The sequence below is a fragment of the Falsiroseomonas sp. HW251 genome (genome assembly GCF_050563545.1).
Classification (GTDB): Bacteria; Pseudomonadota; Alphaproteobacteria; order Acetobacterales; family Acetobacteraceae; genus Falsiroseomonas.
The window spans coordinates 38,751-65,024 of record NZ_JBNXUM010000022.1 but is presented as its reverse complement, the minus strand read 5'-3'; the positions used below and the strand labels follow the sequence as shown (position 1 = coordinate 65,024).

Annotated in this window: 26 protein-coding genes; 5 read left to right on the top strand and 21 right to left on the bottom strand. The window is 71.0% G+C overall.

The features are described 5' to 3' along the window. Positions 1-81: 81 nt before the first annotated feature. Positions 82-1,488 (bottom strand): alpha/beta hydrolase, encoded by a 1,407-nt coding sequence (locus ACLF3M_RS23850; protein WP_430659489.1) that lies wholly within the window; start codon positions 1,486-1,488, stop codon positions 82-84. Positions 1,489-1,627: 139 nt separating this feature from the next. On the opposite strand from ACLF3M_RS23850, the gene ACLF3M_RS23845 reads away from it, so the two are divergent. Further along, positions 1,628-1,804, top strand: coding sequence for a hypothetical protein (locus tag ACLF3M_RS23845; protein WP_430659488.1), 177 nt, complete (start codon positions 1,628-1,630; stop codon positions 1,802-1,804). Positions 1,805-1,820: 16 nt separating this feature from the next. Here ACLF3M_RS23845 and ACLF3M_RS23840 read toward each other — a convergent pair whose 3' ends face one another. From ACLF3M_RS23840 to ACLF3M_RS23810, 7 genes are read right to left on the bottom strand one after another with little or no spacing between them, the layout of a single operon-like run. Beyond that, positions 1,821-2,723, bottom strand: coding sequence for a LysR family transcriptional regulator (locus tag ACLF3M_RS23840; protein ID WP_430659487.1), 903 nt, complete (start codon positions 2,721-2,723; stop codon positions 1,821-1,823). Between the two features lie 4 nt (positions 2,724-2,727). After that, positions 2,728-3,504 carry an enoyl-CoA hydratase-related protein gene (locus ACLF3M_RS23835; protein ID WP_430659486.1) on the bottom strand — a complete coding sequence of 259 codons (777 nt, stop codon included), beginning with the start codon at positions 3,502-3,504 and terminating at the stop codon, positions 2,728-2,730. Then, the gene (locus ACLF3M_RS23830; RefSeq protein WP_430659485.1) at positions 3,501-4,649 is read right to left on the bottom strand and encodes a CaiB/BaiF CoA transferase family protein; all 1,149 of its coding nucleotides are present in this window, start codon (positions 4,647-4,649) and stop codon (positions 3,501-3,503) included. Before ACLF3M_RS23830 ends, ACLF3M_RS23835 begins: the two co-directional genes overlap by 4 nt. Beyond that, the gene (locus tag ACLF3M_RS23825; protein WP_430659484.1) at positions 4,646-5,992 is read right to left on the bottom strand and encodes an FAD-dependent oxidoreductase; all 1,347 of its coding nucleotides are present in this window, start codon (positions 5,990-5,992) and stop codon (positions 4,646-4,648) included. Before ACLF3M_RS23825 ends, ACLF3M_RS23830 begins: the two co-directional genes overlap by 4 nt. Before the next feature lie 10 nt (positions 5,993-6,002). Continuing rightward, complete coding sequence (locus ACLF3M_RS23820) at positions 6,003-6,836, bottom strand: ABC transporter permease (protein ID WP_430659483.1); 834 nt, start codon at positions 6,834-6,836, stop codon at positions 6,003-6,005. Continuing rightward, positions 6,833-7,606: an ABC transporter ATP-binding protein gene (locus tag ACLF3M_RS23815; protein WP_430659482.1), complete on the bottom strand. Its 774-nt coding sequence runs from the start codon at positions 7,604-7,606 to the stop codon at positions 6,833-6,835. The genes ACLF3M_RS23820 and ACLF3M_RS23815 overlap by 4 nt, the downstream gene beginning before the upstream one ends. Continuing rightward, complete coding sequence (locus ACLF3M_RS23810) at positions 7,606-8,610, bottom strand: ABC transporter substrate-binding protein (protein ID WP_430659481.1); 1,005 nt, start codon at positions 8,608-8,610, stop codon at positions 7,606-7,608. The genes ACLF3M_RS23815 and ACLF3M_RS23810 overlap by 1 nt, the downstream gene beginning before the upstream one ends. 160 nt (positions 8,611-8,770) lie before the next feature. Between ACLF3M_RS23810 and ACLF3M_RS23805 the strand changes: the two genes are divergently transcribed. Continuing rightward, entirely contained in the window at positions 8,771-10,036 is a 1,266-nt protein-coding gene (locus tag ACLF3M_RS23805; protein ID WP_430659480.1) for an amidohydrolase family protein, read from the top strand. A gap of 1 nt (position 10,037) precedes the next feature. Here ACLF3M_RS23805 and ACLF3M_RS23800 read toward each other — a convergent pair whose 3' ends face one another. Genes ACLF3M_RS23800 through ACLF3M_RS23790 form a run of 3 tightly spaced genes read right to left on the bottom strand, consistent with a single transcriptional unit; the run spans position 10,038 to position 13,202 of the window. After that, on the bottom strand, positions 10,038-11,543 hold the full coding sequence (locus ACLF3M_RS23800) for a tripartite tricarboxylate transporter permease (protein ID WP_430659479.1): 1,506 nt from the start codon (positions 11,541-11,543) through the stop codon (positions 10,038-10,040). Positions 11,544-11,559: 16 nt separating this feature from the next. Further along, positions 11,560-12,138 (bottom strand): tripartite tricarboxylate transporter TctB family protein, encoded by a 579-nt coding sequence (locus ACLF3M_RS23795; protein WP_430659478.1) that lies wholly within the window; start codon positions 12,136-12,138, stop codon positions 11,560-11,562. Between the two features lie 11 nt (positions 12,139-12,149). Continuing rightward, positions 12,150-13,202, bottom strand: coding sequence for a Bug family tripartite tricarboxylate transporter substrate binding protein (locus tag ACLF3M_RS23790; protein ID WP_430659477.1), 1,053 nt, complete (start codon positions 13,200-13,202; stop codon positions 12,150-12,152). 166 nt (positions 13,203-13,368) lie between these two features. Here ACLF3M_RS23790 and ACLF3M_RS23785 point away from each other — a divergent pair, with 166 nt between their 5' ends. Next, positions 13,369-14,142 (top strand): fumarylacetoacetate hydrolase family protein, encoded by a 774-nt coding sequence (locus ACLF3M_RS23785; RefSeq protein ID WP_430659476.1) that lies wholly within the window; start codon positions 13,369-13,371, stop codon positions 14,140-14,142. A gap of 61 nt (positions 14,143-14,203) precedes the next feature. Here the strand turns inward: ACLF3M_RS23785 and ACLF3M_RS23780 are convergent, their stop codons facing one another. From ACLF3M_RS23780 to ACLF3M_RS23750, 7 genes are all read right to left on the bottom strand, one after another. Further along, positions 14,204-14,743 carry a hypothetical protein gene (locus ACLF3M_RS23780; RefSeq protein WP_430659475.1) on the bottom strand — a complete coding sequence of 180 codons (540 nt, stop codon included), beginning with the start codon at positions 14,741-14,743 and terminating at the stop codon, positions 14,204-14,206. 59 nt (positions 14,744-14,802) lie between these two features. Beyond that, the gene (locus ACLF3M_RS23775; RefSeq protein WP_430659474.1) at positions 14,803-15,468 is read right to left on the bottom strand and encodes an aspartate/glutamate racemase family protein; all 666 of its coding nucleotides are present in this window, start codon (positions 15,466-15,468) and stop codon (positions 14,803-14,805) included. Beyond that, entirely contained in the window at positions 15,468-16,445 is a 978-nt protein-coding gene (locus tag ACLF3M_RS23770) for a 2-dehydropantoate 2-reductase (protein WP_430659473.1), read from the bottom strand. Before ACLF3M_RS23770 ends, ACLF3M_RS23775 begins: the two co-directional genes overlap by 1 nt. Position 16,446: 1 nt before the next feature. Beyond that, positions 16,447-16,815, bottom strand: a complete 369-nt coding sequence (locus ACLF3M_RS23765; protein WP_430659472.1) for a VOC family protein — start codon at positions 16,813-16,815, stop codon at positions 16,447-16,449. Beyond that, complete coding sequence (locus tag ACLF3M_RS23760) at positions 16,812-18,329, bottom strand: acyl--CoA ligase (protein ID WP_430659471.1); 1,518 nt, start codon at positions 18,327-18,329, stop codon at positions 16,812-16,814. The genes ACLF3M_RS23765 and ACLF3M_RS23760 overlap by 4 nt, the downstream gene beginning before the upstream one ends. A gap of 164 nt (positions 18,330-18,493) precedes the next feature. Next, positions 18,494-19,312: a metallophosphoesterase family protein gene (locus ACLF3M_RS23755; protein WP_430659470.1), complete on the bottom strand. Its 819-nt coding sequence runs from the start codon at positions 19,310-19,312 to the stop codon at positions 18,494-18,496. An 8-nt stretch (positions 19,313-19,320) separates the two neighbouring features. Continuing rightward, entirely contained in the window at positions 19,321-19,539 is a 219-nt protein-coding gene (locus tag ACLF3M_RS23750; protein ID WP_430659469.1) for a YgaP family membrane protein, read from the bottom strand. 155 nt (positions 19,540-19,694) lie between these two features. Here ACLF3M_RS23750 and ACLF3M_RS23745 point away from each other — a divergent pair, with 155 nt between their 5' ends. Both ACLF3M_RS23745 and ACLF3M_RS23740 read left to right on the top strand, forming a co-directional pair. Continuing rightward, positions 19,695-20,339 (top strand): VOC family protein, encoded by a 645-nt coding sequence (locus ACLF3M_RS23745; RefSeq protein ID WP_430659468.1) that lies wholly within the window; start codon positions 19,695-19,697, stop codon positions 20,337-20,339. 333 nt (positions 20,340-20,672) lie between these two features. Next, on the top strand, positions 20,673-22,040 hold the full coding sequence (locus ACLF3M_RS23740) for a PleD family two-component system response regulator (RefSeq protein ID WP_430659467.1): 1,368 nt from the start codon (positions 20,673-20,675) through the stop codon (positions 22,038-22,040). 74 nt (positions 22,041-22,114) lie between these two features. Here the strand turns inward: ACLF3M_RS23740 and rpmG are convergent, their stop codons facing one another. The 3 genes from rpmG to rnr all read right to left on the bottom strand — a co-directional run bounded on the left by rpmG (position 22,115) and on the right by rnr (position 26,243). After that, complete coding sequence (rpmG, locus tag ACLF3M_RS23735; RefSeq protein ID WP_430659466.1) at positions 22,115-22,282, bottom strand: 50S ribosomal protein L33; 168 nt, start codon at positions 22,280-22,282, stop codon at positions 22,115-22,117. A gap of 116 nt (positions 22,283-22,398) precedes the next feature. Then, positions 22,399-23,823, bottom strand: a complete 1,425-nt coding sequence (locus ACLF3M_RS23730; RefSeq protein WP_430659465.1) for a S41 family peptidase — start codon at positions 23,821-23,823, stop codon at positions 22,399-22,401. Between the two features lie 74 nt (positions 23,824-23,897). After that, positions 23,898-26,243: a ribonuclease R gene (gene rnr / locus ACLF3M_RS23725; protein ID WP_430659533.1), complete on the bottom strand. Its 2,346-nt coding sequence runs from the start codon at positions 26,241-26,243 to the stop codon at positions 23,898-23,900. Positions 26,244-26,274 lie beyond the last annotated feature (31 nt).

Sequence of the window (26,274 nt, the reverse complement as noted above, 5' to 3'; positions counted from 1 at the left end):
GGGAGAGCGCGCTCCAGTCTGCGCGTCCCCCTCACCCAACCGTCTCCCCCATAAGCGGGACAGAGAGCTCCACTCCAGCGGTCAGCGCCTTCCTATCCCTTCCTCGATCCGCGCGCGCATCCAGGGAAAGAACGGGTTCGACGACACGCGCAGCAGCGCATCGAGGTTCATCACCAGCACGCCCGTCTCCCCGCGCGGCGCCAGCGCGCCAAGGGCGACGCCCTGCCGGTCCGCAGGATCGGGCGCAAGCCCGTAGAGGCCGTCGGTCAGCGGGAAGGGCAGGGCGATGTGGGAAAGGGAGAACAGCTCCCGCGGCCAGGCCAGGCCGATCCGCGTCTCCTCCGCCGCCGTCGTGCCGGGCGGCGTGCTGCGGGCGATGGCCTCGGCGCTGTCGGGCTCGGCATTCGTCACCACCGTCATGCGGAAGCGCTGCGGCGCGGCGGGCAGCAGGCGCTCCACCGCCGTGTCCAGGCTCGGCGCGACCAACGGGCCGATCTTCGCATCGCGGTTGAGGTCGAACAGCACGATCTCGCTGCCATTGGCGGGCAGGCGGGCATAGAGCGCGTCCACCACCGCCAGCGTGCTGACGGTGGAATCCACGACGGACTGGAAGGTCAGCACCGGTGCGAGGCGATCGAGCCGGCCGGCATCGGCCAGGCGCCGCGTCTGGTCCTGCAGCGCCGCCGTCAGCAGGTGCGACTGCCGCGCCGCGTTGACGGGGAAGGAATTGTACTTGAACGGGTTGAACTCCGGCAGGATGCCGAGCCAGGCGGCATTGGCGAAGGCCGGCAGAAGTGCGGGCAGCCCCGCGATCCCCGCGAAGCGCGCGAAGGCCGTGACGCCGATCATCGGCGAGACCAGCACGATCCGGTCAGGCCGCGCGAGCCGCTCGTCCTCGATCGCGTCCATTGCGTATGTCAGCGCGAGCGCTCCGCCGTTGGAGTAGCCGACGAGGTGCAGCGGCCCATCCGGCGCGCGCGCACGAGCCTCGCGCACCGCGAGCCGCGCCGCGGCCAGCCAGTCCCGCCAATGCACCTCCGTCAGGCCTGCGGGCACCGTGCCGTGGCCCGGCATGCGCGGGACGGCCGCCACGAAGCCGCGGTCGCGGTACAGCAGCGCGAGGTGGCGCATCGAATAGGGCGCGTCGGTCATGCCGTGCAGCAGCACCACCGCGCCGCGCGGCGTGCCCGCCGGTGTCATGACGAAGGAGCGGTTCCAGTCGGTCTCGAAGCGCGCGGGGTTGAGAGGCGAGGCCTCGAAGTAGCGGTTCGCGGCAACCCGGTCCTCGGGCGCGAGCCGGTCCGTGACCTCGCGGCGCACCGTGTCGAAGGCGCGCTCCTCGGCGGCGAGCCAGGTGGGCCAGGACGCGGCGTCGATCGCGCGGGCGTCGAGTTCCGGGGGGACGACCAGGTGCCAGGCGCGTAGTTCCGGCCCCAGCAGCGCCTGCACCGCGCGGACGACGACGATGACGGCGATCAGCGCCGCCACGGCGAACGCCGCACCGCGAAGGAGCCTGCCGCCTCGCCTGCGCCGTGCCATGCGCCCCCCGGAATCCGCGCGACCGGATCGAGGTTAGCCAAGGCGGCGCGCGACGGGAACCGCGGCGATCCCGGGCGGTTCCGGTGCCATGGATATCCCGAAGCTGTTGCGGGCGGCGGACGCCTTCATGACGGCCCTGCTGTGGCTCGTCGCCGTCCTGGGCGTGCTGCTGGCGTTGCTGAACGGCATGGCGGCGCAGCTGGCCGCGGCGCTGGCGATCGTCGCCGCGGGCTGGTGCACCTGGCGCATGCGGCCCCGGACCTAGCCCGGCCCGTTCGCGTCTAGGGCAGGCGCAGCTTCGCCATCTCGTCGATCAGACGGCGCGTGAGCTGCCGCGCCGGCGCGCTGGGCGTGCGGCCCTCCGCCAACACCAGGCCGACGCGCAGCGCGCCGATTGCGGGGCTCTCGAAGGGGCGCCAGGCCATCTCGCCGCGCTCGATCTCGTCGAGGAATCCCAGCCGCGTGAAGAAGGCGATGCCCATGCCGAGGCGGATCGCCACCTTCAGCGCCTGGATCGAGTTGGAGGTCAGCCGCGGCTTCAGCCCCGCGCGGAAGCGGTTGAAGTCCGGATCGATGTCCACCGACCGCGGCAGCGGACCGGCCTGGGCGAGGAAGGGATAGGGCACGGTGTCCTGGAAGCCGATCGCCGCCCTGGCCGCAAGCGGGTGGTCGGCGGGCATGACGACGCCGATGGGGGCGGGGATCTCGGCCTCGAAATGCACGGCGCGGCCGGTGCGGGCGACGAAGGCGAAGCCGATATCGGCGGCGCCATCAGCGACGAGTTGCGGCACCTCCATCGGCGCCACCGCGTCCAGCGTGTAGGAGACGGCAGGGAAATCCGCGCGGAAGCGATCGATCGCCCGGGGCAAAAAATCAACCAGCAGGCTGTCGATCGCGACGATGCCGACATGCCCCGATCGCGCCGCGCGGAGGTCGTCGATCTGCGCGCGCACCGCGTCGAAATCGTGCAGCGTCGCCACGACGTGTCGCAGCAGCAGCTCGCCCGCCGCGGTCAGGCGCATGCCGCTTGGCAGCCGGTCGAAGAGCGGCGTGCCGAGCGTGCCCTCGAGATTCAGGATCTGCCGGTTGAGCGCACTTGCCGCGACATTCAGATGCGCGGCCGCACGGCGGATGGAGCCGAGCCGCGCGGTCTCGCGGAAATAGGCGAGAGCCGCCGCATGCAAGCCGCTATTCCCCGCGCCAGACCGGCTTGCGCTTCGCGATGAAGGCGGCGACGCCCTCCTCCTGGTCCTTGGATTGCAGCGCCTCGATCAGCGCAGGCAGCCGGGCGGCCTGGGCTTCCTGCGCCGAGAGGTGCGCGGTGCGGCGGACCGATTGCTTGATCGCGCGGACGGAGAGCGGGGCGCAGGCCAGGATGCCCTCCAGCCACCGATCCACCGCCGGGTCGAGGCCGTCCTGCGGCACGACCTCGTTCACGAGGTGATAGGTCAACGCCTCGGCGGCGGTGATGCGGCGGCCGGTCAGCATCATGCCGAGCGCCATGCGGTAGGGGATCTGCCGCTGCAGCAGTGCCATGCCGCCATCCAGCGGCAGGCGGCCGAGGCGCGGTTCGGGCAGGCCCATGGTCGCGTTCTCGGCGGCCACGATCAGGTCGCAGCCCAGCACCATCTCGAACCCGCCGCCAAGCGCATGGCCGTTGACCCGCGCGATCACCGGCACGTCGAGCGTCATGCGCAGCGCGATGCCGCCGAAGCCACCCGGTCGCGGGGCCGCCCAGTATTCCAGGCCGGTGACGTTGTCGCCGTCCTTGACGTCGGCGCCGGCGCAGAAGGCGCGCGTGCCGGCGCCGGTCAGCACGATGGCGCGGATATCACGGCGGCCCTCGATCTCGGTCCAGATGCGCTGGAGCTCGGCTTCCGTCGCGCGGTCCACGGCGTTCATCGCCTCGGGCCGGTTCAGCGTGACCCGGGCGACGTGGTCGGCGACGTCGAAGAGGACGCTCATTCCGCGGCGAGGCTCTTGGTGAGTTCCGCCTTCACTTCGTCCGTGTGGCGGCCGAGCTTCGGCGGCGGGATTCGCAGCGTCACCGGCGCGTCCGTCATCTTGATGGGCGAGCCGACCAGGCGCATCGGCTCGATCTCGCCGGGGCCTTCCAGGATCATCTGGTTGATGACGGCCTGCTCGTCCTCCAGCGCCTCGGCCAAGCTGCGGACCGGCGCGCAGAGCAGGTCCTCGGCTTCGAGCCGCGCGATCCAATGGGCAGTGGTGTCGGAGGCGAAGCGCTCGCGGAAGATCGCCTGCAGGGCGGGCTTGTTGCGGACCTGCGCGTCGAAATCCGTGAAGCGCGGGTCCTTGCCGAGATGCTCGATGCTGAGCGCGCGGCTGATCGAGCCCAGCGGGTCCGTCTTGAAGGCGCCGACCATGACCAGCGCGCCATCGGAGGTCGGGAAGACGCCGGAGAGCGGCATCGCGCCCCAGTTGATCTCCTTCCCCCGCATCAGATGGGCCGCGCCTTCCTGTGTCTGCGCCGCCAGCATGGAATCCAGCAGGGAAACGGCGATGCGCTGCCCGCGCCCGGTCTTCTGGCGCTGCAGGATGGCGAGAAGGATGCCCTGCACCAGATGCATCCCCGCGGAATAATCGGCGAAGGTCGTGGCGTGGACGTAGAGCGGCTGGTCCTCGTTCGACCGGCGATGCATGACGCCGCTCATCGCCTGGGCCAGCACGTCCTGCCCGCCCTTGTGGGCATAGGGCCCTTCAAGGCCGTAGCCCGTGCCGACGGCGTAGATGATGCGCGGGTTGATCTTCGACAGATCCTCCCAGCCGAAGCCCAGGCGCTCCATCACGCCAGCCCGGAAATTGTTGACGACGACGTCGGCGGTCCGCGCGAGATCGAGCACGAATTGCCGCTCCTCCTCCTTCCGCAGGTCGAGCACGACGCTCCGCTTGTTCCGGTTGAGCGAGCAGAAAACGGGGCCGAGCAGCCCCGCGGGATCAGGGAAGGACGTGCGCGACAGGTCGCCTTGCGGCCGTTCGATCTTGATGACGTCGGCGCCGTAATCCGCGAGCATCTGCGTCGCGACGGGCCCCATCATGACCTGGGTGAAGTCGATGACGCGGATGCCCTCAAGGGGGAGCGGGGTAGTCATGCCGCCTTCTCCAGAAGCTTGGCGTTGGCGGAAGGCACGTCGCCGGGATCGCCGCCCTGGGCACGCACCTTCGCGCAGATCTCGGCGACCGGGATGTTGCGCAGCGAGGTGCCGCGGCTGGCCGCCAGCGCCGCGGCGACGCCGGCGGACTGGCCCATAGCCATGCAGGGCGGGATCTCCCGCGAGTTCTTCTGGGCGGATTCCGTCGCGGAGTAGTGGCGTCCCGCGACGACCATGCCGTCGATCCCCTTGGGCAGCATGGATCGGTAGGGCGTGTAGTAATCGCGGCCGCGCGCCACCGTGTCGGCGAACCAGACGCGGTCCATCACGTCTTCCTTGGTCACGACATAGTCCCCGACGAGCAGCCGGGTCTGACGGATGCCAAGCTGGGGCGCGACGTCGATGACATAGCAGCCCGCGAAACCCGGCATGCTGGCGCGGATGAAGTCCACCATGGCGTAGATGCGCTTGCGGCCCTCGAAATCGGCCTTCGTCGTGTCCGCGACGCTGATGCCGTCGAGCCCCACCATGTGCGGGCAGTTGCACCAGACGACGCCAGGCAGCGGCGTGCGCAGCCACCAGCGGTCCCAGGATCCGCCGATGATCTTCTTGGCCTGCTTGTCGAGCGCGGCGAATTTCTCCGGCTCCTCCCACCGGAAGCGTTCCGCCGTGTCGGCGTCCACCCCGCCGAGGCGGAAGACGGTGGTCAGCATGTAGCTTCCATGGGTGAAGGGGCTGCCGGCCGCGGCCGCGACATCGAGGTCGCCGGTCGCGTCCACGACGACGTCGCCCATGATGGCCTGGCGGCCTTCCTTGGTCTCGCAGATCACGCCGGTGATGCGATTGCCGTCCATCACCGCGCGGGAGAACCAGGAGTTCAGCCGCACATCCACGCCGGTTTCGGAAATCATCTCGTTCGAGACGCGCTTCCATCCATCGGGGTCGAAGGCGGCCGCCATGACGATGGGCTGCACCTTGCCGCCGGCGCGGAAGTCGAACAGGCCCCAGCTCGCCCATTTCCGGTGCATCTCGACCGTGCCGAGGCGCTCGGCTTCCGGGGGATAGACGCAGGCGTCGACGCGCGCCATGCGCTCGATCATCTCCATGCAGATGCCGGTCGTGGTGATCTGATCACCGTTGTGCATGTCGTCCAGCACGAGGACCATGCCGCCGGCGGCGAGCCCGCCGAGATAGGGGTAGCGCTCGATCAGCGTGACGGACGCGCCCTCGCGCCGCGCGGCGATGGCGGCGGAGAAGCCGGCGGGGCCGCCGCCGACGACGACGACATCGCTGCGCGCGACGACCGTGGCCTCTCGCGCGGATTCGGTGATCCGGTCGGTCATGGGCGTTTCCTCAGACGGGGTTCGAAGGCTGCCAGCGCACAAAAAAGCGCTCTGCGCCGGCGATCACGGCGAAGAACAGCACGGAGAAGCCGCTGCCCACGATCACCGTGGCGTAGAGCATCGGGCTGTCGAAATTGTACATGGACTGGATGATCAGGGCGCCGATGCCATAGGTGGATCCGATCCACTCGCCGACGATCGCGCCGATCACCGCCGTGCTCGCCGCGATCTTGAGCGCCGAGAACAGGTAGGGGATCGAGTTGCGCAGGCGCAGCTTGAAGAAGACCTCTCGCTCGCTGGCCGAGAGCACGCGCATCAGCTCCATCGCCTGCGGGTTCACGGATTCCAGGCCGCGGACCATGTTCACTAGCGTGGGGAAGAAGCAGATCAGCGCGGCGATCGCGATCTTCGGCTCCATCCCGTTGCCCATCAGCAGCACCAGGATCGGCGCCTTGGCGACGACGGGGATGGTGTTGATCAGCACGACGACGGGAAAGAACGCCTCCTCCACGGTCTTGCGATGCACGAAGACCGTCGCGATGACGATGGCGGCGAGGTTGCCGAGCGCGAAGCCCGACAGCGCCTCGATCGCGGTCGGCACCAGGTTCTGCAGCAGGACCGGCCACTTCTCCCCCAGCGTGGCGACGACCATCGCGGGCGATGGCGCGACGAAGCGCGGCACCTCCCAGAACCAGACGATGAAAGCCCAGAGGCCGATGAAGCCCGCGATGCCCGTGACCGGCAGGATGCGCCGGCGCCAGGCCAGGCGCCGCTGCTTGCGGTGATAGGCTTCCTCGGCCGCGCGCAGGCCAGGATCGGCGGTGTCGACCGTTGTCGTGCTCATGCGGCGCGGCGTCCCATGGCGTCGCGGAGGCCCGCGACGATGCGGATGAACTCAGGCGTCTCGCGGATGGCCAGGTCGCGATCGCGCGGCAGCTCGACCTCGACGCGCGCGGCGACGCGGCCGGGATTGGCGGCGAGCACCAGCACCTGCTCGCCGACGAAGACGGCCTCGTAGACGGAATGCGTGACGAAGAGGATGGTCGTGCCGGTCTCGGCCCAGATGCGGCGGAGCTCCTCGTTCAGCCGGTCGCGGGTGATCTCGTCCAGCGCGCCGAAGGGCTCGTCCATCAGCAGCAGCCGCGGCCCGCCGAGCAGTGCGCGCGCGATGGAGACGCGCTGGCGCATGCCGCCGGAGAGCTCATGCGGGAAGCTGTTCTCCCAGCCCTCGAGCCCGACGAGCTTCAGCAGTTCCTTCGGCGTCGGCGCGCCGGCGGGCAGGCTGCGCTTGCCGCCGACTTCCAGCGGCAGCTCGACATTCTGGATCGCCGTCCGCCAGGGCAGCAGCGCCGCGTCCTGGAAGACGAAGCCGAGGGCACGGGCCGCGCGCGCCTCGGCCGGCGTGGTGCCGAACACCGCAGCGGAACCCGACGAGGGCTGAACCAGGTCCGCCACCACGCGCAGCAGCGTGGACTTGCCGCAGCCCGACGGGCCCAGAAGTGCGAGGAACCCCCCGGCCTCGACGTCGAAGGAGACGTCGTGCAACGCGGTCACCGTCCGCCTGTCCGTGACGAAGCGGACAGTGACGTTGCGGCAGTCTACGGCAGGAGTCATCAACCGATCTTCGGGCGCATGTCCCCCGTCATCCGCAGGATTTCCATCGTCATCACTTCCTCGAGCCGCGGCGTGCGGCGGGCGAACTGGCCGAGCTGCGCATAGAGCTCGATCTGCTCGCGCCAGACCTGCGGATCCATCGTGCCCCAGCCCTCGGCCAGCGTGCGGCTGCTGAAGGCGTATTCAAGCATCACGTCCAGCGCCTCGCGCTCCTCCGCGCGGTTGAGGTTGGTGAACTCCTTCACCAGCATGTCCGTCGCGGCGTCGCGGTTCGCGTGCGCATAGGCCCAGCCGCGCCCGGAGGCGCGCAGGAACTTCGCCAGCACGTCAGCGCGGCGCTCGATCGTCTGCGCCGTCGCGTAATAGGGCAGGGCGTACAGGCGCACGCCGGTGTCCCACAGCCGCATGATGACGGGATCGGGGATCACCTTCATCGCGCTGGTGTTGGTCAACCAGCCCGTGACCACATCCACCTGGCCCGTCATCAGCGGCGACATGTCGGCGCCCATCGGGACGACCTGGACCTGGTTCTCCGGGATGCTGTGCTTCGCCAGCATTGCACGCAGCAGGATCACCGCGGTGGACTGCGTGCCGACCTTCTTGCCGATGAGGTCGCGCGGCTCGCGCACCGGCTTCGAGGAACGCGAGATGTAGCTGAAGGGATGCACCTGCGCGCCGGCGGCGAAGCAGCGGATCGGCAGGTCCTGGGACGAGGCCAGCATCAGCGAGGGCGAGGAGGAGACCTGGCCGACCTCGAACCGGCCGGAGGCGACGACGGCGACACCGTCGATGCTCGGGCCGCCGGCCTGGAAGCGCAGCTCCAGCCCTTCCTGATCGTAGTAGCCGAGCTGCTTGGCGCAGACCTCGCCGATCTGGTTGCCCGAGAGCAGCCAGCCCAGCTGCAGGTTCACCACCGTGCGGCCCTGCGCCTTCGCGTCCACGTCGAGGAAGGCGCCGGTCGCTGCCGCGGCCGATGCCATGAGGGTCCTGCGCCCGATCGCCATAGGAGTCGCTCCCTGTCCATGCCGAACCGCGGCCCGCCGGGTTGGCGGTGCGCGCCTGCCTGATGCTAGGCATGGGAGGGGCGTTCGCGAAAGTGCTGATATGCGGCGTTCGCGTGCGAAATCTTCGAACGCAATCGCGTTCAAGCGGTTGGAGGCGCGCATGGCGCTGGTGCTTCGGGACGCGACGGTGCTGACCGTGGATGCCGCGGACCGCCTGCTGCGGGCGGTGGATGTGCGGGTGGAGGGCGACTCCATCGCCGCGATCGGTCCCCGCCTGGTCCGGCCGGGCGACGAGGTGATGGACTGTTCTCGCGGCTTGGTGATGCCGGGCTTCGTCAACGTCCACACCCATGCCGCGACCGCGCTGTTCCGCGGCCTGGCCGAGGATCTGCCGCGCGAGTTCTGGGCCGGCGCCTACAAGGTGCCGGGCGAGGAGCGCTTCGGCCCCGCGGACTACGCGCTTTCGCTGCGTGCGGCGTGCGCGGAGTTCCTGGCGAATGGCGTGACCTGCATCGCGGATCGCCTGGCCGCAATGGATCGGCTCGCGCCGGTCATCGAGGCGAGCGGGATCCGCGCGGTGGTCGGCTCCACCATCACGGAGAAGCGCGCGGCGGAAGCCTGGGGCGAGACGGAGCGGCTGCTCGACCGCTACGGCGCCGACCCCGCGCGGTCGCGCGTGACGGCGGGCGTGGCGCCGCATGCGCTGGATTCCTGCTCCGACGAGTTGCTCGCGGAATGCGCGACGCGGGCGAGGGCCGCGGGTGCGCGGGTCTTCCTCCATGTCGCGCAATCCGCGCCGGAGGTCGCGGCGGTGCGTGCGCGCGGTCACTCCGGCGCGCTGGAATGCCTGCGCCGCGCCGGAGTGACCGGGCCGGACGTCGTCGCCGCGCATGCGATCTACCTGGATGAGGAGGAGATCGAGGGCTGGATCGCCGACGGCACCGCCATCGCGCATTGCCCCGCGAGCAACCTGAAGATCGAGGCGCGCACCATCCCGCTGCACCGCTACGCCGGGCGCGTGCCGGTCGGGCTCGGCACGGACTGGACGGCGTCCGACAACAGCATGGACATGATCTGGGAAGCGCGGCTCGCGGCGCTGGTCGGCAAGATGAACGCGGGTGATCCGACCGCGCTGCCGGTGCGGACCATGATCCGGATGCTCACCATCGAGGGCGCGCGGGTGCTTGGCATGGACCACCTCGTCGGCAGCGTGGAGGTCGGCAAGCGCGCCGACCTCGTCGTGCTCGACCTCGACCGGCTGGAGATGGCGCCGGCGCATGACCCGGCGGCGAATGTCCTCTACAGCGCCTCGCCGCGCAGCGTCCGCGACGTGATCGTGGATGGCGTGGTCAGGAAGCGCGGCCACATCCTAGTGGATCAGGACGAGGCCGCGCTTGTCGGGGCGATGCGCGCCGCCGGCTGGTAGGTCAGGCGACGGCCGGCTGCGACCGTCGCGGCCAGATGGAGGCGATCAGCGGCCAGGCCAGCAGCATGATGCCCGCCGCCATGATCCCGCCCGAGAGCCAGTTGTGAAAGAAGATGGACAGGTCGCCCTGGCTGATCAGCAGGGACTGGCGAAAGGCCTCTTCCGTCCGGTCGCCCAGCACCAGCGCGAGGACGAGCGGTGCGAGCGGATAGTCGAGCTTCTTCAGGACATAGCCGATCACGCCGAAGACCAGCATCAGCACGATATCGAACTCGGCGTTGCTGACGGTGTAGGCGCCGATCGCGCAGACCACCAGGATCAGCGCCGCGATGATGCTGAAAGGCACGCGCAGGATCGCGGCGAACCAGGGCACCGCCACCAGCACGATCAGCAGCCCCGCGACATTGCCGAGATACATCGACGCGATCAGACCCCAGACGAAATCCTTCTGCTCCACGAAGAGCATCGGACCCGGCTGCAGCCCCCACATGATGAGGCCGCCCAGCAGCACGGCGGCCGTCGGCGACCCCGGCACGCCCAGCGTCAGCATCGGCAGCAGCGCGGAGGTGCCGGCGGCATGGGCAGCGGTTTCCGGCGCGACCACGCCCTCGATCCGGCCCTTGCCGAAATCGCGTCCATGCTTCGACATCCGCCGCGCTATGCCATAGCTCATGAAGCTCGCCGGCGTCGCGCCGGCCGGCGTGATGCCCATCCAGCAGCCCACCAGCGACGAGCGAAGGCTGATCACCCAGTGCTTCGGCAGCTCCTTCCAGGTGCGCAGCACGACCTGCATGTCGATCCTGGCCTTCTGGCCCTTGAAGCGCAGCCCATCCTCGATCGAGGACAGGATCTCGCTGATGCCGAACAGGCCGATCACCGCGACGAGGAAGTCGAAGCCGCGGATCATCTCGGTCTGGCCGAAGGTCATCCGCAACTGGCCGGTCATGGTGTCCATGCCGACCGCGGCCAGCAGGAAGCCCAGCATCATCGCCATGACGGTCTTGAGCGGGCTGCCGCGCCCCATGCCGACGAAGGCGGCGAAGGACAGGAACATCACGGCGAAGAATTCGGGCGGGCCGAAGCGCAGCGCGAAGCCCGCGACGATGGGCGCGACGAAGGTGATCATCACCACGGCCACGAAGGCGCCGACGAAGGACGAGGTGAAGGCCGCCGTCAGCGCCTCGCCCGCCTTGCCCTGCTGCGCCATGGGGTAGCCGTCGAAGGTGGTGGCCACGCTCCAGGGCTCGCCCGGGATGTTGAACAGGATCGAGGTGATGGCGCCGCCGAACAGCGCGCCCCAGTAGATGCAGGACAGCATGATCACCGCCGAGACCGGGGACATCGAGAACGTCAGCGGCAGCAGGATCGCGATGCCATTGGCTCCGCCAAGTCCCGGAAGCACCCCGATCAGCACGCCGAGGATGATGCCGACCATCATCAGCACCATGTTGTGCGGCTCGAGCGCGACCGCGAAGCCCTGCATCAGCAGGCCGAGATTTTCCATCATCGTCCGGTCGCCTGCGTCAGAAGCCCAGCCACTCTTCGATCGGACCCTTGGGCAGGGCGACGAGGAACCAGATCTCGAACACCACGAAGGTGACGACCGCCGTGGCGATGCCCGCGGGGATGGCGCGGGTCAGGCGGAAGCCGCCCATGCGGGCCATGAACCAGGCGACGAGCACGGCGGACGCGGCATAGATCCCGGTGAAGGGGATCGCCGCGACGTAGATAACCGTCGGGATGAAGACGGTCGCGACGGTGCGCGCCTGCACGGTTGTCAGGAACATCCCGCCCTCGGCGTCCCGCGGCGCGGCCCTGCGCGCGACGGCAGCCAGGTTGACCGCCGAGGCCACCACCAGGAACAGCCCGATCCAGAAGGGGAAGTAGCCGGATTGCGGCCCGTCCGTGCCCCAGCCCGCGCCGATCCGGGCGCTGTCCCGGATCGCCGCCGCGCCGACCATCGCGAAGGCAAGGGAGGTCGCGATCTCCATCGTGCGGGTGGAGACCCCCGCGACGTCGCGGCGCTCCGCGACGAAGGCCTCGGCTGTTGCCGTCAGGCCTTCCGGCGCGCGCGGCGCGTCCTGCGTCTCGCGGCCCGTCATCTGCTGCAGCATCAGGAGGCCTGGCCCGCCAGGAAGCCGGCTTCCTGCATCAGCGACCGGTGCCGCGTCTCCTCGGCCTCGAGCCAGCTGCGGAAGGCGTCGCCGGTCATTGTCGTGGTGTTGAAGGCGCCCTGCGCCATGAGGTCGCGCCATTCCTGGGTGTCGCGCACCTTCGCCAGCAGGTCCACGTAGAAGGCGATCTGGGCGGCGTTCAGGCCGGGCGCGCCCATGATGCCGCGCAGCATGAGGTATTCCACGTCGAGGCCGGATTCCTTCGCCGTCGGGATGTCCCGCCAGGCCATGGTCTCCGTCATCCTCTCGGCGCCGGAAAGGCGCTGGCTGTCGAAGACGCAGAGCGGGCGCAGCGCGCCGGAACGCCAATGCGTCACGGCCTCGATGGGGTTGTTGACGGTGCTGTCGATGTGCTTGCCGACGAGCTGCACCGCGACCTCTCCGCCGCCGCGGAAGGGGACATAGGCGAACTGCGCGCCCGTCGCGCGCGTGATCGCGGCGGTAATGATCTGGTCTTCCTGCTTCGACCCCGTGCCGCCCATCCGCAGCCGGTTCTGCTTCGCTGCCGCGATCAAGTCCTGCGCGGTTCCAAAGGGCGCTTCCGCATTCACCCACAGCACGAACTCGTCCAGCGCCATCATCGAGATCGGCGTCAGGTCGCGCCAGGAGAACGGCACCCCGGTCGCGAGCGGCGTCGTGAAGAGGTTGGACAGGGTGACGACCAGGACGTGCGGGTTGGCCCGCGCGCCCTTGGCTTCCAGGAAGCCCTCGGCGCCGGCGCCGCCGGCCTTGTTCACGACCACCATGGGCTGCCGCATCAGACCGTATTTCGAGACGATGCCCTGGATGACGCGCGCCATCTGGTCGGCGCCGCCGCCGGTGCCGGCCGGGACGATGAACTGGACCGGACGGTTCGGCTCCCAGCCACGCTGGGCCAGTCCAGGGCGAGCCAAGGCGACGGCGCCGGCCAGACCACCCAGTCCCAGCATCAAGTGGCGACGCGTCGTCGAGTGCGGCATGTCGATCTCCCGGTCGTTCTGCAAGGCGCGCATTTGCCGTGTCGCAACGCCATGATGGACGTTGCGTTCGGGCGGGATTGCGGCGGAAAGCTCTGTAAATCAAAGAAAATCAAGTAAAGGCCGCCAGGGGTCGGACCTCGGGGGCTGGACCTCGGCGCCCGCGGATGGTCCGTGTCGCACGGCATCGGGGAGTTGGCGCATGGCGCTCTGGGTCCGCTTCGGCCGCGACCGCGCGGATGGCTTCGGCACGCTGGAAGGCGAGGCCATCCATGTGCATCGCGGCGACCTCTTCGCCGGCGCCGTGCCGACCGGCGAGAGCGTCGCGCTCTCCGACGTCGCGCTGCTGGCGCCTACGAGGCCGGCGGTCTTCGTCGGGCTCTGGAACAACTTCCGGGACGCCGCGGCGAAGCAGAACCTGGCGATCCCCGATACGCCGCTCTTTTTCCTCAAGTCGCCGCGCAGCGTGGTCGGGCCCGGCGCGGCGATCGCCCCGCCCGCGGGCTATGCCGGCCGCGTGATCTACGAAGGCGAGCTCGGCCTGGTGATCGGCCGCCGCGTGTCGAACGCCGACGAGGAGGAGGCCGCAGCAGCCATCTTCGGCCTGACCTGCGTCAACGACGTCACCGCGCTGGACACGCTCAACGCCGACCCGTCCTTCGCGCAGTGGGCGCGGGCGAAGGGCTGCGACAGCTTCGGACCCATAGGGCCGGCAATCGCCACGGGCCTCGACTGGTCCGCCCTGCGCGTGCAGGTCGCGCTGAACGGCCGCGTGCGGCAGGACTACCCAACGGCAGACATGATCATCCCTCCCGCGCGGATCGTGTCGCTGATCTCGCGCGAGATGACGCTGGATGCCGGGGACGTCGTGGCCTGCGGCACGAGCGTCGGCGCGCTGCCGATGCGCCCGGGCATGACGGTAGAGGTCACGATCGAGGGCATCGGCACGCTGCGGAACGTGTTCGCGCCGGCGTGAGGCATTCCGATGACCGAAGCGCCGCAGGCGCGGAGGTCTCAATCGGCATGCCCCGACATCGTCAGCGCCGCGGCGGCACCTCGGAGATGCGGACCGTCGCGGGGCGTGTCGGGCCGCGGTCCAGCGTGCCGACCCAGATGTTGTAGTTGCCGTGCAGCGGCTGCTGGAAGACGACGCCCGGGTTCAGCCCGTCGAGGTCGTCGTTGCAGTGCCAATTGCCCTGGGGGTCGTTGATCACGATCGTCGTGTCGGCCTGCGACACCGCGGAGATGTAGAGCGGGAACTGGCCCTGGCCCGGCGAGTAGTTGAGGTCCACGTCGGGTCGGCTGAAGTCGATCCAGCCCGCGCATTCCGTGTTGAAGCTGCCGGCGTCGCGGCTGCCGCCGGCGTCCACCGCGACCTCTCGCGGGTCTGGCTCGAAGCCGACCTGCAGGTTCAGCGTGGCGTAGCGCGGCTCGGCCCGCCAATCCGGCGGCGCGACCTCGGCGGCGGTCTCCTTCGGGGGGAAGCGCGACGGGGCGGGCGCGGGCCCGCCCTTCTGCGCCTCGGCGACGCCGACGATCGCCACGGCGGCAAGAGCAGCAAGGAGAGTCGGTCGCATGGCGGGCTCCTTCGATATCGCAGTGGGAAGCATAGCAGCGCGGCGGTGCGACGAGAACGCTACGGCAGCGCCGCGCGCGCGATTGCGGCGGCATGCACACCCGCGCAGTCGAACAGCGGGAAGGGCGGGTCGCCGGTGAAGGCGAGCGCGAGGTCGGTGCCGCCGAGCATCACCGCTTCCGCCCCGCGCGCCATGAGGTGGTGGCCGGCTTCGAAGAAGGTCGAGCGCTGCACCTCGGTCGCGGCGCCGGCCAGCGCCATCGCGGTGTAGGCGTCGTGCACGCGGTCCAGCATCTCGCCTTCAGGCACCAGCAGCGCCGCCGACCGCACCGCGCCGTAGAGCCGTGTCCGCATCGCGACGTTGGTGCCGATGACGCCGACCCTGCGGTAGCCCGCCGCCGCGACGCCGCGCTCCACCTCCTCCAGCAGGTCGATGACCGGAAGGGGCGAGACCGGCTTGAAGGCGTCGATGCAGAAGGAGCCGCCGATGGATGTCACGGCGACGGCCTCGGCCCCCGCGCGGGCCAGGCGGTCAGTCAGGCGCCTGTAGATCGCGGCCTGCGCCGGCTTGTCGTCGGCCGCGAGGTTGCGCAGCAGCGTGCGGATGTCGGCATGCGCCATCGTCAGATCGAGCGCGGCGCCGCGCTCGCCGACCGCGTCCAGGATGCGGCGGTAGTAGTAGTCCGCCGCGGCGGGGCCGATCCCGACGATCAGCCCGACATGCATCAGTAGCACCCCGCCGCGCGGCCGCGCGCGCGGACCAGCGCCAGGACGGTGCGGCAGGTCGGCACCTCCACCTCCACCAGTTCCGCCAGCTCCACCACCGCGCCGAGCAGCGCGTCTATCTCCATCGGGCGCCCGCGCTCCAGGTCCTGCAGCATGGAGGTCTTGTGCGCGCCGACCTCCGCGCCGCCTGCGATGCGCTTGCCCACGTCGATCGCGAAGCGCACGCCGAGCTTCTCGGCCACCGCCTGGCCTTCGAGCATCATCTGCCGCGCGACGGCGCGCTGCCCGTCATCGGCGATCAGCACGTCGAGGGTGACGGTGGTGAGCGCGGAGATCGGGTTGAACGCCATGTTGCCCCAGAGCTTGACCCAGAGCTCGTCGCGGATCTTGGGCCGAACCGGGGCCTTGAAGCCGGCTGATATCAGCGCCTCGGACAGCGCGTTGACGCGTGCGCTGCGGCTGCCGTCGGGCTCGCCCAGCGTGAAGCGGTCGCCATAGGTGTGCTCGATCACGCCGGGCTCGGGGACCTCGGCCGCGGGATAGACGATGCAGCCGATGGCGCGCTCGGGCGGCAGGAGTTCGGAAACGACGCCGCCGGGGTCCACGCTTTCCACGCGACGGCCTTCATAGGGGCCCGCAAGCTTGTGGAAATACCACCAGGGGATGCCGTTGACGGCGGAGACAACGGCGGTCTCCGGCCCCAGCAGCGGCTGCATCTGCTTCGCCGCACCCGGCAGCGAATGCGCCTTGAGCGTGACCACGACATAGTCTTGCGGCCCCGCCTCGGCGGCCGACGCAACGGCGCGGAGCTTCACCAGGCTCTCCGCGCTTTCGCTCCGCAGCGTCAGGCCCCTGGCCTGCATGGCTTCCAGATGAGGGCCGCGCGCGATCACCGTGACCTCGGCCTCGCCCTTCGCGGCGAGCTTCGCCGCCATCAGCCCGCCGATCGCGCCGGCCCCGAAGACGCAGAGCTTCATCTCACACCTGCTGTCCGCAATGGATCGTATGGCCCTGGTCGTCGCGCAGGACGAATTCCCGCGTGCCCCATGGCGTGTCGTGCACCGGCTTCGCCAGGCTGCCGCCCCTGGCCTCGACCGCGGCCGCCAGCGCCGCGGCGTCGTCGGTCTCGAGGTAGAGGTGCAGGTGGTCGCCAGCCGCGACATACGCGATGGAGGGATCGGGCGCGTCCACCAGCTTGAGATGGATCATCTGCCCTCCCGCCCGCAGGCCGGCGTAGAAATCCTCGTACTGGAAGACGAGCTCCAAGCCGAGGATCTCCGTGTAGAACCGGATCGTGCGCGCCAGGTCCGTCGTGCGCAGCTGTGCGATGGCGGACCTCGGCTTCACGCCGTGATGCCGAGCTTCTCGGCCAGGCCGATGCGCATCAGCTTGCCCGTGGCACCCTTCGGGATCTCCGGCACGAAGACCACCTTCTTGGGCACCTTGAAGTCGGCCAGCGACTTCGCCGCGAAATCCCTGAGCTCGCGCTCGGTACAGGCCATGCCGTCGCGCAGCACCACCGCCGCGCCGACCTCCTCGCCGAGCTTCGGATGCGGGATGGCGAAGCACAGCACCTGCGCGACCGCGGGGTGGCCGGACAGGATCCCGTCCACCTCAAGCGGCGACACCTTCTCGCCGCCGCGGTTGATGAGTTCCTTGAGGCGCCCCGTCAGCATCAGGAAGCCGTCCGCGTCGAACATCCCCTGGTCGCCCGTGCGGAACCAGCCATTGGTGAAGGCTTTCGCGTTCGCTTCCGGGTTCGCCTCGTAGCCCCTGGTGACATTGGGGCCGCGGATCACGACTTCGCCGATCCCGCCCTGCGGCAGGATGGTGCCGTCGTCCGCCATGATGGCGACCTCGGGCCCCGCGGCGCGACCGACGAGCCCGGGCTTGCGCGGGCCCTCCAGCGGGTTGGAGCACATCTGGTGGCTGGCTTCCGTCATGCCGTAGCTCTCGACCAGCGGGCAGCCGAAGGTCGCCTCGATCTGCTCCATCACCGGGCCCGGCAGCGACGCGCTGGACGAGCGGATGAAGCGGAGCGGCACGCGCGCGATGATCTCCCGGTTGCGCTCGGCGCGGGACAGGATCGCCTGGTGCATGGTCGGCACCGCGGTGAACCAGGTCGGCTTCTCCTCGTCCATCCAGCGGAAGAAGCGCAGCGCGTCGAAGCCGGGCGTGCAGCACACCGCGCCGCCGGCGCCGAGCGAGCTCAACACCGCCGCGATCAGCCCGTGGATGTGGAACAGCGGCATGACGTTGAGGCAGGCATCGCCGGGGGACAGCGCCAGCGACGCCCCGATGTGCCGCGCGCTCGCCGTGACGTTGCCGTGGGAGAGCGGCACGATCTTCGGCCGCGCCGTGGTGCCGGAGGTGTGCAGCACCAGCGCGACGTCGTCCTCCTGCGCGAGGCCCGGGCTCGCCGCCGTGCCGGGCGCGCCGCCCTCCAGCGTGAAGTCGCCGGCGGCGGCGCCCGGCACGAGCTCCAGGACCGGCACGCCGAGCTTGGCCGCGGCGGCGCGGGCCGGTGTCTCGACGCCCCTGGCCACCACCAGCGCCTTGGCCTTGAGGTCCTCGATGTAGAAGGCGAACTCGTCTTCCCGATACGCCGGGTTGAGCGGGGCGGTCGTCGCACCGCAGGCGATGGCGACGAAGGCGGTCGCCATCTCCGGCCCGTTCGGTAACACGATGGCGACGCGGTCGTTGCGCCCGATCCCCTTGCCGTTCAGCGCGGCGACGGTGCGCGCGGCGAGATCGCGCAGCGCGGCATAGGTCAGGCCGGCGCGGCCTTCCGTCGCGCGGATGGCGGAACGCGACGCCTCGCCGACCTCGAGAAGCTGCGACACGGTCGTGAAGCGGGCCATGGGACGTCTCCGCGCCGATGCGTGATCCACCTGTGGATCGCGCATCGGGTCTGGTTGGGGCGACCGATCCACCGCTCCGGCGTGAACGCCTCCGCGGATCGGCGCCAAGGGCCGCGGACCATATCGGCGGCGGGCGGGAGCGCAAGGGGGCGGCCGCCCCCCCCTTACCAGCGGGGGTAGGTCTGCTCCTGCACGTCGGCGATGTTCACGGCCTCGAGCCCCTCGGGCGCGATCAGGACCGTCTCGACGTGGTCGGCATGCAGCCGGTGGAGCAAGGCGCCGGGCCGGCGGCTGCCGGGGATCCCTTCCTGGTCCTTCTCCGGGCAGTAGAAGGACAGCGCCGGTGCCCAGACATGCCGCGCGGCGCCGCGGGTGATTTCGTGGTGCAGGTGCAGGTGGCCCGACGCCACGAGGCGCAGCGCGGGGTGGTCCAGCACCGGCGCCATCGCCCCGCGCCCCTCCGGCCCGATCACCCAGGGGCCATAGGGCTCGTCGGGGCGTTCGAGGTAGGGCGGGCGGTGCAGGAACAGCGCGATGCGCCGCTCGCCGAGGCTGGACAGGCTGTCGCGGATGAAGGCGGCCTGGACGGCTTCCTCGGCATGGCCGGTCGCCATCACCTCGGTGTTGAGGCCGATGATCCGCCAGCCCGGCAGGTCCAGCACTTCCCGCCCGGGGCCGAGGTGCCTCCTCCAGCGCGCCAGGCGCTCGTCGTCCACGGGCTGCTTCGCCATCAGCCGGGGATCGCTGCCTATGTCGTGGTTGCCGGGCAGAGCCATCAGCCGCCCCGGGAAGGCGCGGTGCATCTCGGCGGCGAGCGCCAGGTCGGGGTCGCGGTCCGCGCCGTCCAGCGACAGGTCGCCGGTCGCCACGACCAGGTCGGGCGCGGCGTCCGCCACAGCCTGGCGCACGCGCTCGACATTGCCGCGGAAGAGGGTGTTACGCGGCGACAGGTGCGCGTCGGAGATCTGCAGAATCGAAAGCATGCGGGTCCTCAGGCGGCGGGCGGCGTCGGCTCGGGCGGCGTGGGCGACCGCCAGGTCGAGATGCCGAAGAGAGGATAGATCGGGCAGGCCCCCGTGATGCCGGTGATCAGCGGGAGGAAGCCCAGGATCCCCCACCAGCCCAGCGGGCCGAAGATCCACATCATCACCATCGCGGTGCCGATCCCGATGCGGATGGTCTGGTCGAGGCTGCCGATGTTGCGGCCCATGCCCTGTCCTCCGGCGCCCCCTGCGCCCGTGGAAAGTGACACCCTTTCCGCGCGCCGCGTCCAGGGGCGGCGGGCTGGACGCGCGGGCGCGGCGCGGGCCATGCTCGGCACGGTGGGGACCGTTCCGTCCCAGTCACGCCAGGAAATGAAGAACCATGGCCGAGATCGACCACATCGTCATCGGCGCCCGCACCCTCGAGGAAGGTGCAGCCTATGTGGAGGCGCATCTCGGCGTGCGCCCGCAGGCCGGCGGCAGGCACGACGGCGTCGGCACCCACAACATGCTGCTCGGCCTCGGCTCCCAGTGCTACCTCGAGGTGATCGCGAAGGACCCCGCCCAGCCCGAGCCCGCGCATACCCGTCCCTTCGACCTCGACGACCCGTCCATGGTGCAGATGCTGGAAGCCGGGCCGCGGCTCGTCGCCTGGGTCGCGCGCACGCCGGTGCTGGACGCCGTCGTTACGCGGCTCGGCGTGCACCATGCCGGCGAGATCCGGCCGATGAACCGCGGCAAGCTGTCCTGGCGGATGGCGATGCCGCCGCAGAACCAGGACATGGGGAACCTGATCCCCGCGTTGATCCAGTGGGACGACGGGAAGGGCGCCGCGCCACGGCTGCACGACTCCCATGTCCGGCTGACTGCGCTCGAAGCCGAGCACCCGGAGGTGGATGCCCTGCGCAACGCCCTTGCGCAGCGCGGCCTCGACGAAGCGCTGCGGCTGCGCCGAAGCCCGCATTCGCGGCTGCTCGCGCGCTTCACCCGTGCCGACGGCAAGGAAGCGGTGCTGACAAGCGGGTGAGCCAACCCAGGGTTGGAAAATGCGGCGGTGCCTCGCGCGGCGTGGCCCTCGGCGGTCGCCTCTGCTAGTCTGCCGGGCGCCGTCGCCTTGACGGCCCGGCGGGGTGCAGCCGCCGCGCGAGGGAAGGGCAGGGATGCCGCCTGGCTGTCCAGGATCACCGCGGGCGCAGGGATCGCCCGGCGCCGGCCGGCCGCCAGGCCGCGCCGGGGCGACGGCGCGGCGACGTATTCTTCACCTTGGCATGCGATGCGATGGCGGTGGGCTCCGCAATTCCCCTGACCCGTCGATGACGACCGGCTTCGTGCGACAGCGCCCTTCCGCGAGGGGGCGGCCATGACCGCCCGCGTGCTGGTCGTGGACGACATCGCCGCCAATTTGCGCCTGCTCGAGGCGAAGCTGCTGGCCGAATACTACGAGGTCGGCGTCGCCGCCTCGGGCGAGGAGGCGCTGGCCGCGGTCCGGGACTGGCTGCCCGATGTCGTGCTGCTCGACGTCATGATGCCGGGGATGGACGGCTACGAGGTCTGCCGCCGGCTGAAGGCGCAATCCGCAACCGCCCATATCCCCGTCGTCATGGTCACCGCGCTGACCGACCAGGCGGAGCGCGTGCGTGGCCTGGAGGCCGGGGCGGACGATTTCCTGTCCAAGCCCGTGGACGACGCGACGCTCTTTGCGCGGCTGCGGGCGCTGCTGCGCGTCAAGCAGGTGATGGACGCCTGGCGCCTGCGGGCCGAGACGGCGCGCGACCTCGGCGTCGAGCCCGAGGACGATCCCTCCCCGGACCTGACCGGCGCGTGCGCGCTGGTGGTGGACCCCGAGGCGTCGGGGGCCGCGGCGTTGGCGGCCGTGCTGAGCCTTGACGGGCTGATGGTCACGTCCTGCGCCGATCCCGCCAGCGCCTGGGACGCGCTGCAGACCGGCGAGCAGGATGTGGTGCTGCTGAGCCTGTCGCTCGGCGGGCCGGATGCGCTCCGGCTGGCGTCGCGCCTGCGGGCGGAGGCGACGACGCGCGACATCCCGCTGCTGCTGGTCGGCGACGCCGCGCAGAAGGGGCTGGTGCTGCGCGGCTTCGACCTCGGCGCCAACGACCATGTGCTGCGGCCGGTGGACCCGAACGAGTTGCGCGCGCGGGTGCGCAACCAGATCCGCCGCAAGCGCTACCAGGAAAGGCTGCGCGCCGACCTCGACCGCTCGCTCGAGATGGCGGTGACGGACCCGCTCACGGGGCTGCGCAACCGGCGCTACGTCCGCCGCCACCTGGAAGGCGTGCTGCGCACCAGCGGGGCGGCCGTGCTGGTGCTGGACGTGGACCGGTTCAAGGCGGTGAACGACACGCATGGCCACGCCGCGGGCGACGCCGTGCTGAAGGAGGTCGCGGATCGCGTGCGCGCCAACATCCGCGCCTCCGACGTCGTCGCGCGCTACGGCGGCGAGGAATTCCTGGTGGTGATGTCCGCCACCGGCCAGGAGGAGGCCGTGATCGTGGGCGAGCGCCTGCGCGGCGCGATCGCCGGCACGCCGGTGGAGGCGGGGAGCGATCGGCTGTCCATCACGGCCTCGGTCGGCGTGGCGGCGGCCGAGGCCGGGGCGTCGGTGGAAGCGCTGGTCGCGGCGGCGGACAGCGCGCTCTACCGCGCCAAGAATGCCGGGCGGAACCGCGTCGAGGCCGCGGCGGGCGTCGAGGCGCCGGCACGCCGCTGACGCGAAAGGCCCGGCGTTTCCGCCGGGCCCTTGCAGAACTCCGTCAGAAACGGCGGGCGCGACGCCCGCCGCGATTACTTGATCTTCGCTTCGCGGAAGACGACGTGCTTGCGCGCGACGGGGTCGTACTTCTTGAGCTCGAGCTTGCCCGTGGCATTACGGGTATTCTTCTTCGTGACGTAGAAGTAGCCGGTCTCGGCCGAGCTCACGAGCTTGATCAGGACGGTGTTGGCCTTGGCCATCTCAGGGGTTCCAGCGGTCGAAGTCGGGGCCCGCGCACACCCGGGGGCGGCACGGCGGAGCGCGGCACCATAGTCAGGCGCGCCCGCAGGTCAAGCGCAAAGCGGGAAGGGGCCCTTCAGCGCGTCTCGGCCCGCAAAGCCGTGCGATAGGCCGCGGGGTTCTCGATCAGGGCGCGGGCCGCGGCCAGGTCCGCCGGCCGGCCCTCCGCCGGCGGGCAGGCCCCGCGGATCGCGGCGAGGTCGGCCGGCGGCACCGGCGGCCGGGCCGCGCGCTGCCGGGCCAGGGCGCGCGCCATCGGCGCCTCGCCCGCCCGCAGCCGGGCGAGGGCGGCTGCGACATCCTCGGGCCCGAGGCTCGTGCAGAGGGCGGGCAGCACCCCCATCCCCTGCACCGGCCAGCCCGAGGGGGCTACGACCTGCGACCAGGTGATCAGGATTTCCGCCTCGTTGGGCAGCGGCGCGACCAGCTGGATCAGGCCCTTGCCCATGGTCGTGCTGCCTACCACGACGGCCCGGCCCCGCTCGGCCAGCGCCATGGCAAGGATCTCGGCGGCGGAGGCGGTGCGGCCATCCACCAGCACCACCAGCGGCACGCCGCCCGTCATGTCGCGACCGGTCGAATCGTAGCGGCGGACCGCATCGGGGTGCCGACCGGCGGTGCGCGCGACCTCCCCGGCCTCCAGGAAGAGATCGGCGACGCCCACGGCCTGGCCCAGCAGCCCGCCGCGGTTGCCGCGGAGGTCGAGCACCACGCCGCGCAATCCCCCCTGGGAGATGTCGGACAGCACCGCGGCGATGCGGCGCTCCGTCATCACGGTGAAGCCGGTCACGCGGATCCAGAGGATCTCGTCGCGCCGGTCCACCGAGACGGTCTCCGGCACCACGACCTCGCGCACCAGCGACACGTCGCGCCGGCGGCCGGCGCGGGACAGACTCAGCACGACGGGGCTGCCCTCCGGCCCCTCCATCAGGCTCGCCGCGAGGTCGGGTTCCCTGCCCGTCAGCGGCCGGCCATCCACCGCGATCAGCCGGTCCCCCGGACGGATGCCAGCCCGCTCGGCCGGGCCCGCCGGCGCGATCGCGACGACGGCCAGCGCATCCCCCTGCACGGCGACGCGCAGCCCGAGGCCCGACTGGCCGACGCGGCGCTCGCGCGCGGCGCGGGCCTCGGCGGGGGTGACGTAGCGGCTGTAGGGGTCGAGGTGGTTGAACACCTCCTCGAAGCCCGAGGCGATGACGCGCTCCGCCCCCGCCCGGCGCAGCGGCGCCGAGGCGCGCCAGGCCGCGTCGTAGAGCGGGGCGATCAGCGCCGCGATCGCCGCGGCGATCCGCGCCGCATCGCGCGAGGCCGCGAGCGACGCGACCGGCGCGGCGCCGACCGCGCGCTCGTCCAGCATAAGCCGCAGCTCCGCCCCCGCGCGCACCGCGTCGAGCCGCGGGTCGAGCGCCGAGAGGCCGCGCAGCGACCACAGCGCCATGTCGGCCGGCGCCGCGCGCTCGATGTGGCGGTCGAGGATCAGAGCGAAGGACTGGGACAGCACCTCCTCCGCCTGCTGGCGGGGGAAGGGGAATGCGTCGGGATGCTGCGCCCGGACGGGCGCCAGTAGCAGGAGGGTCAGCGCCGCCGCGACAAGGGCCGTCCACGCGGCTTGCCCGCGGGTCTCGCACCGCCGCGGAGGGCCGGACGGCGCTGCCCCGCGCGGGGATCGCCCTGCATCAGCCGGAACACCATCCCGCCGGTGCGCGGCGTCGCCGAGACCAGCTGCACCTCGACCGGCTGGCCGAGGGCGAAGCTCAGCCCTGTGCTGCGGCCGGTCATCCCGTGACCGGTCTCGTCCAACTGCCATCTGTCGTCCGGCAGGGTCGCGAGAGGAACGATTCCGCTCGCGCCGTTCGACTCCACTGTCACGAAGAGACCGAAACGTGTCACCCCACTAATGCGCGCCTCGAACAATTCTCCCTCGCGTGTTGCCATGAAGGCAGCGAGGTACCGGTCCACGGCGTCGCGCTCCGCCATGGCGGCGCGGCGTTCGGTCTGGGTGATGTGCTCGGCGGTGTCGGGGAAGCGGGCGGCTTCCTCGTCCGGCAGGCTGTTGGTCAGCGCGCGGTGGACGAGGAGGTCGGCGTAGCGGCGGATCGGGCTGGTGAAATGCGCGTACTTCGCCAGCGCCAGGCCGAAATGGCCGATGTTGTCGGGGGAGTAGGCGGCCTGGGACTGGCCGCGCAGCACGGCCTCGTTGACCATCCGCGCCTCGGGGCGGTCCTTCACGATCTCCAGCACGTGGGAGAAGTCGCGGGGGTGGATGCGGTCGCGCGGCGCGAGCTTGATGCCGAATTGCTGGAGGAACTGGCGCAGCCCTTCCAGCTTCTCGTCCGACGGCCGGTCGTGCACGCGGTACATGCAGGGCGCGCGGCGCTTCTCGAGCTCCTCCGCCGCCGCGACGTTGGCGGCGACCATGAACTCCTCGATGAGCCGATGGCTGTCGAGGCGGGAGCGCGGCACGACCTCCAGCACCTTGCCGTGGGGATCGAGCACGACGCGGCGCTCCGGCACATCCAGGTCCAGCGTGCCGCGGCGTTCCCGCGCGGCGAGCAGGGCGCGGAAGGCGCCGTAGAGGTTAATGAGATGACCTTCGGGCAGGTCTTCCAGGTCGCGGCTCTCGTCATGCGCGGCCTGCACCTTCTCGTAGGTCAGCCGCGCCCAGGAGCGCATCAGGCCGCGCCCGAAACGGTGGCCGGTCTTGGTGCCCGACCTGTCGAAGAGCATCTCGACGAAAAGGCAGCCGCGATTCTCGTTCGGGCGCAGGCTGCACCAGCCGTTGGACAGCGCCTCCGGCAGCATCGGCACGACGCGGTCGGGAAAATAGACGGAATTGCCGCGCGCCCAGGCCTCGCGGTCGAGCGCGCTGCCGGGCTTCACGTAGTGGGCGACGTCGGCAATGGCGACGAGGACGCGCCAGCCCCCTTCATGCGGCTCGGCGAAGACGGCGTCATCGAAGTCCCGCGCATCCTCGCCGTCGATGGTGACGAGGGGAACCGCCGTCAGGTCCTCGCGGCCACGCTTGGTGACGGCCCTGGCGCGCTCGGCTTCCTGCACGGCCTCGGCGGGGAAGATGTCGGGGATGCCATGGGCGTGGATGCAGACCAGCGAGACCGATCTAGGCTCGCCCATGCGGCCCAGCACCTCGACGACGGCAGCGGGGCGGGCGCCCATGGGGCGGTGCTGGGGCAGGGGTTCGGCGAGCACGATGTCGCCGGGCTTCGCCTCGCCGCGGTGTTCGGGCGGGACGAACCATTCGGCGCGCGAGCGGCGGTCGGTCGGGATGATGCGGCCTTCCTCGAAGACGCCGAGGATGCGGGCGGGGCGATCGGCCGAGGCCAGGCGCTTGAAGGTGCGGCCTTCGTATTTCGTGCCGCCGATGTGGCGCAGCCGGGCGAGGACCCGTTCACCGGGCGCCAGCGCGGGATGGCCGCGGCGTTCGGGGGCCATGAAGACCGCGGGCGGCGGGCCGAGGGCCTTGTCCCACTGCACGGGCCGCGCGATGGCGTCACCATCGGCGTCGGTGCCGACGATCTCGACCACGGTCATCTCGGGCAGGCGGTCGGGGGCGGCGAGGCCGCGGCGGCCGACGGGCGCGGCCTGCCCGCTATCCTTGAGCTGGCGAAGCAGGTCGCGAAGCGCGGGGCGCTGGTCGGTGGTCAGGCCGAAATGGCGCGCGATGTCGGTCTTGGACACGCGGCGGCCGGGGGAGGCGCGGAGGAAGGCGCGGAGGTCGGCGAGGGTGGGTAGGTTTGGATGGCCGCCTCCCCGACCAGCCTGCGCGTTGTCGGCTGAAGCCGACCGCTCCGGCGCCGACGCGGCGCGTCGGCCCCCCGCACCTGCGGGGGAGGGGGAAGAACGCGCAGCGGGAGAGGCCTTGGCCCTCCCCCGCGGTTGCGGGGGAGGGTTGGGAGGGGGCAGGTCCCGCCCCGTCCGCTTCCGCGCCGCATGC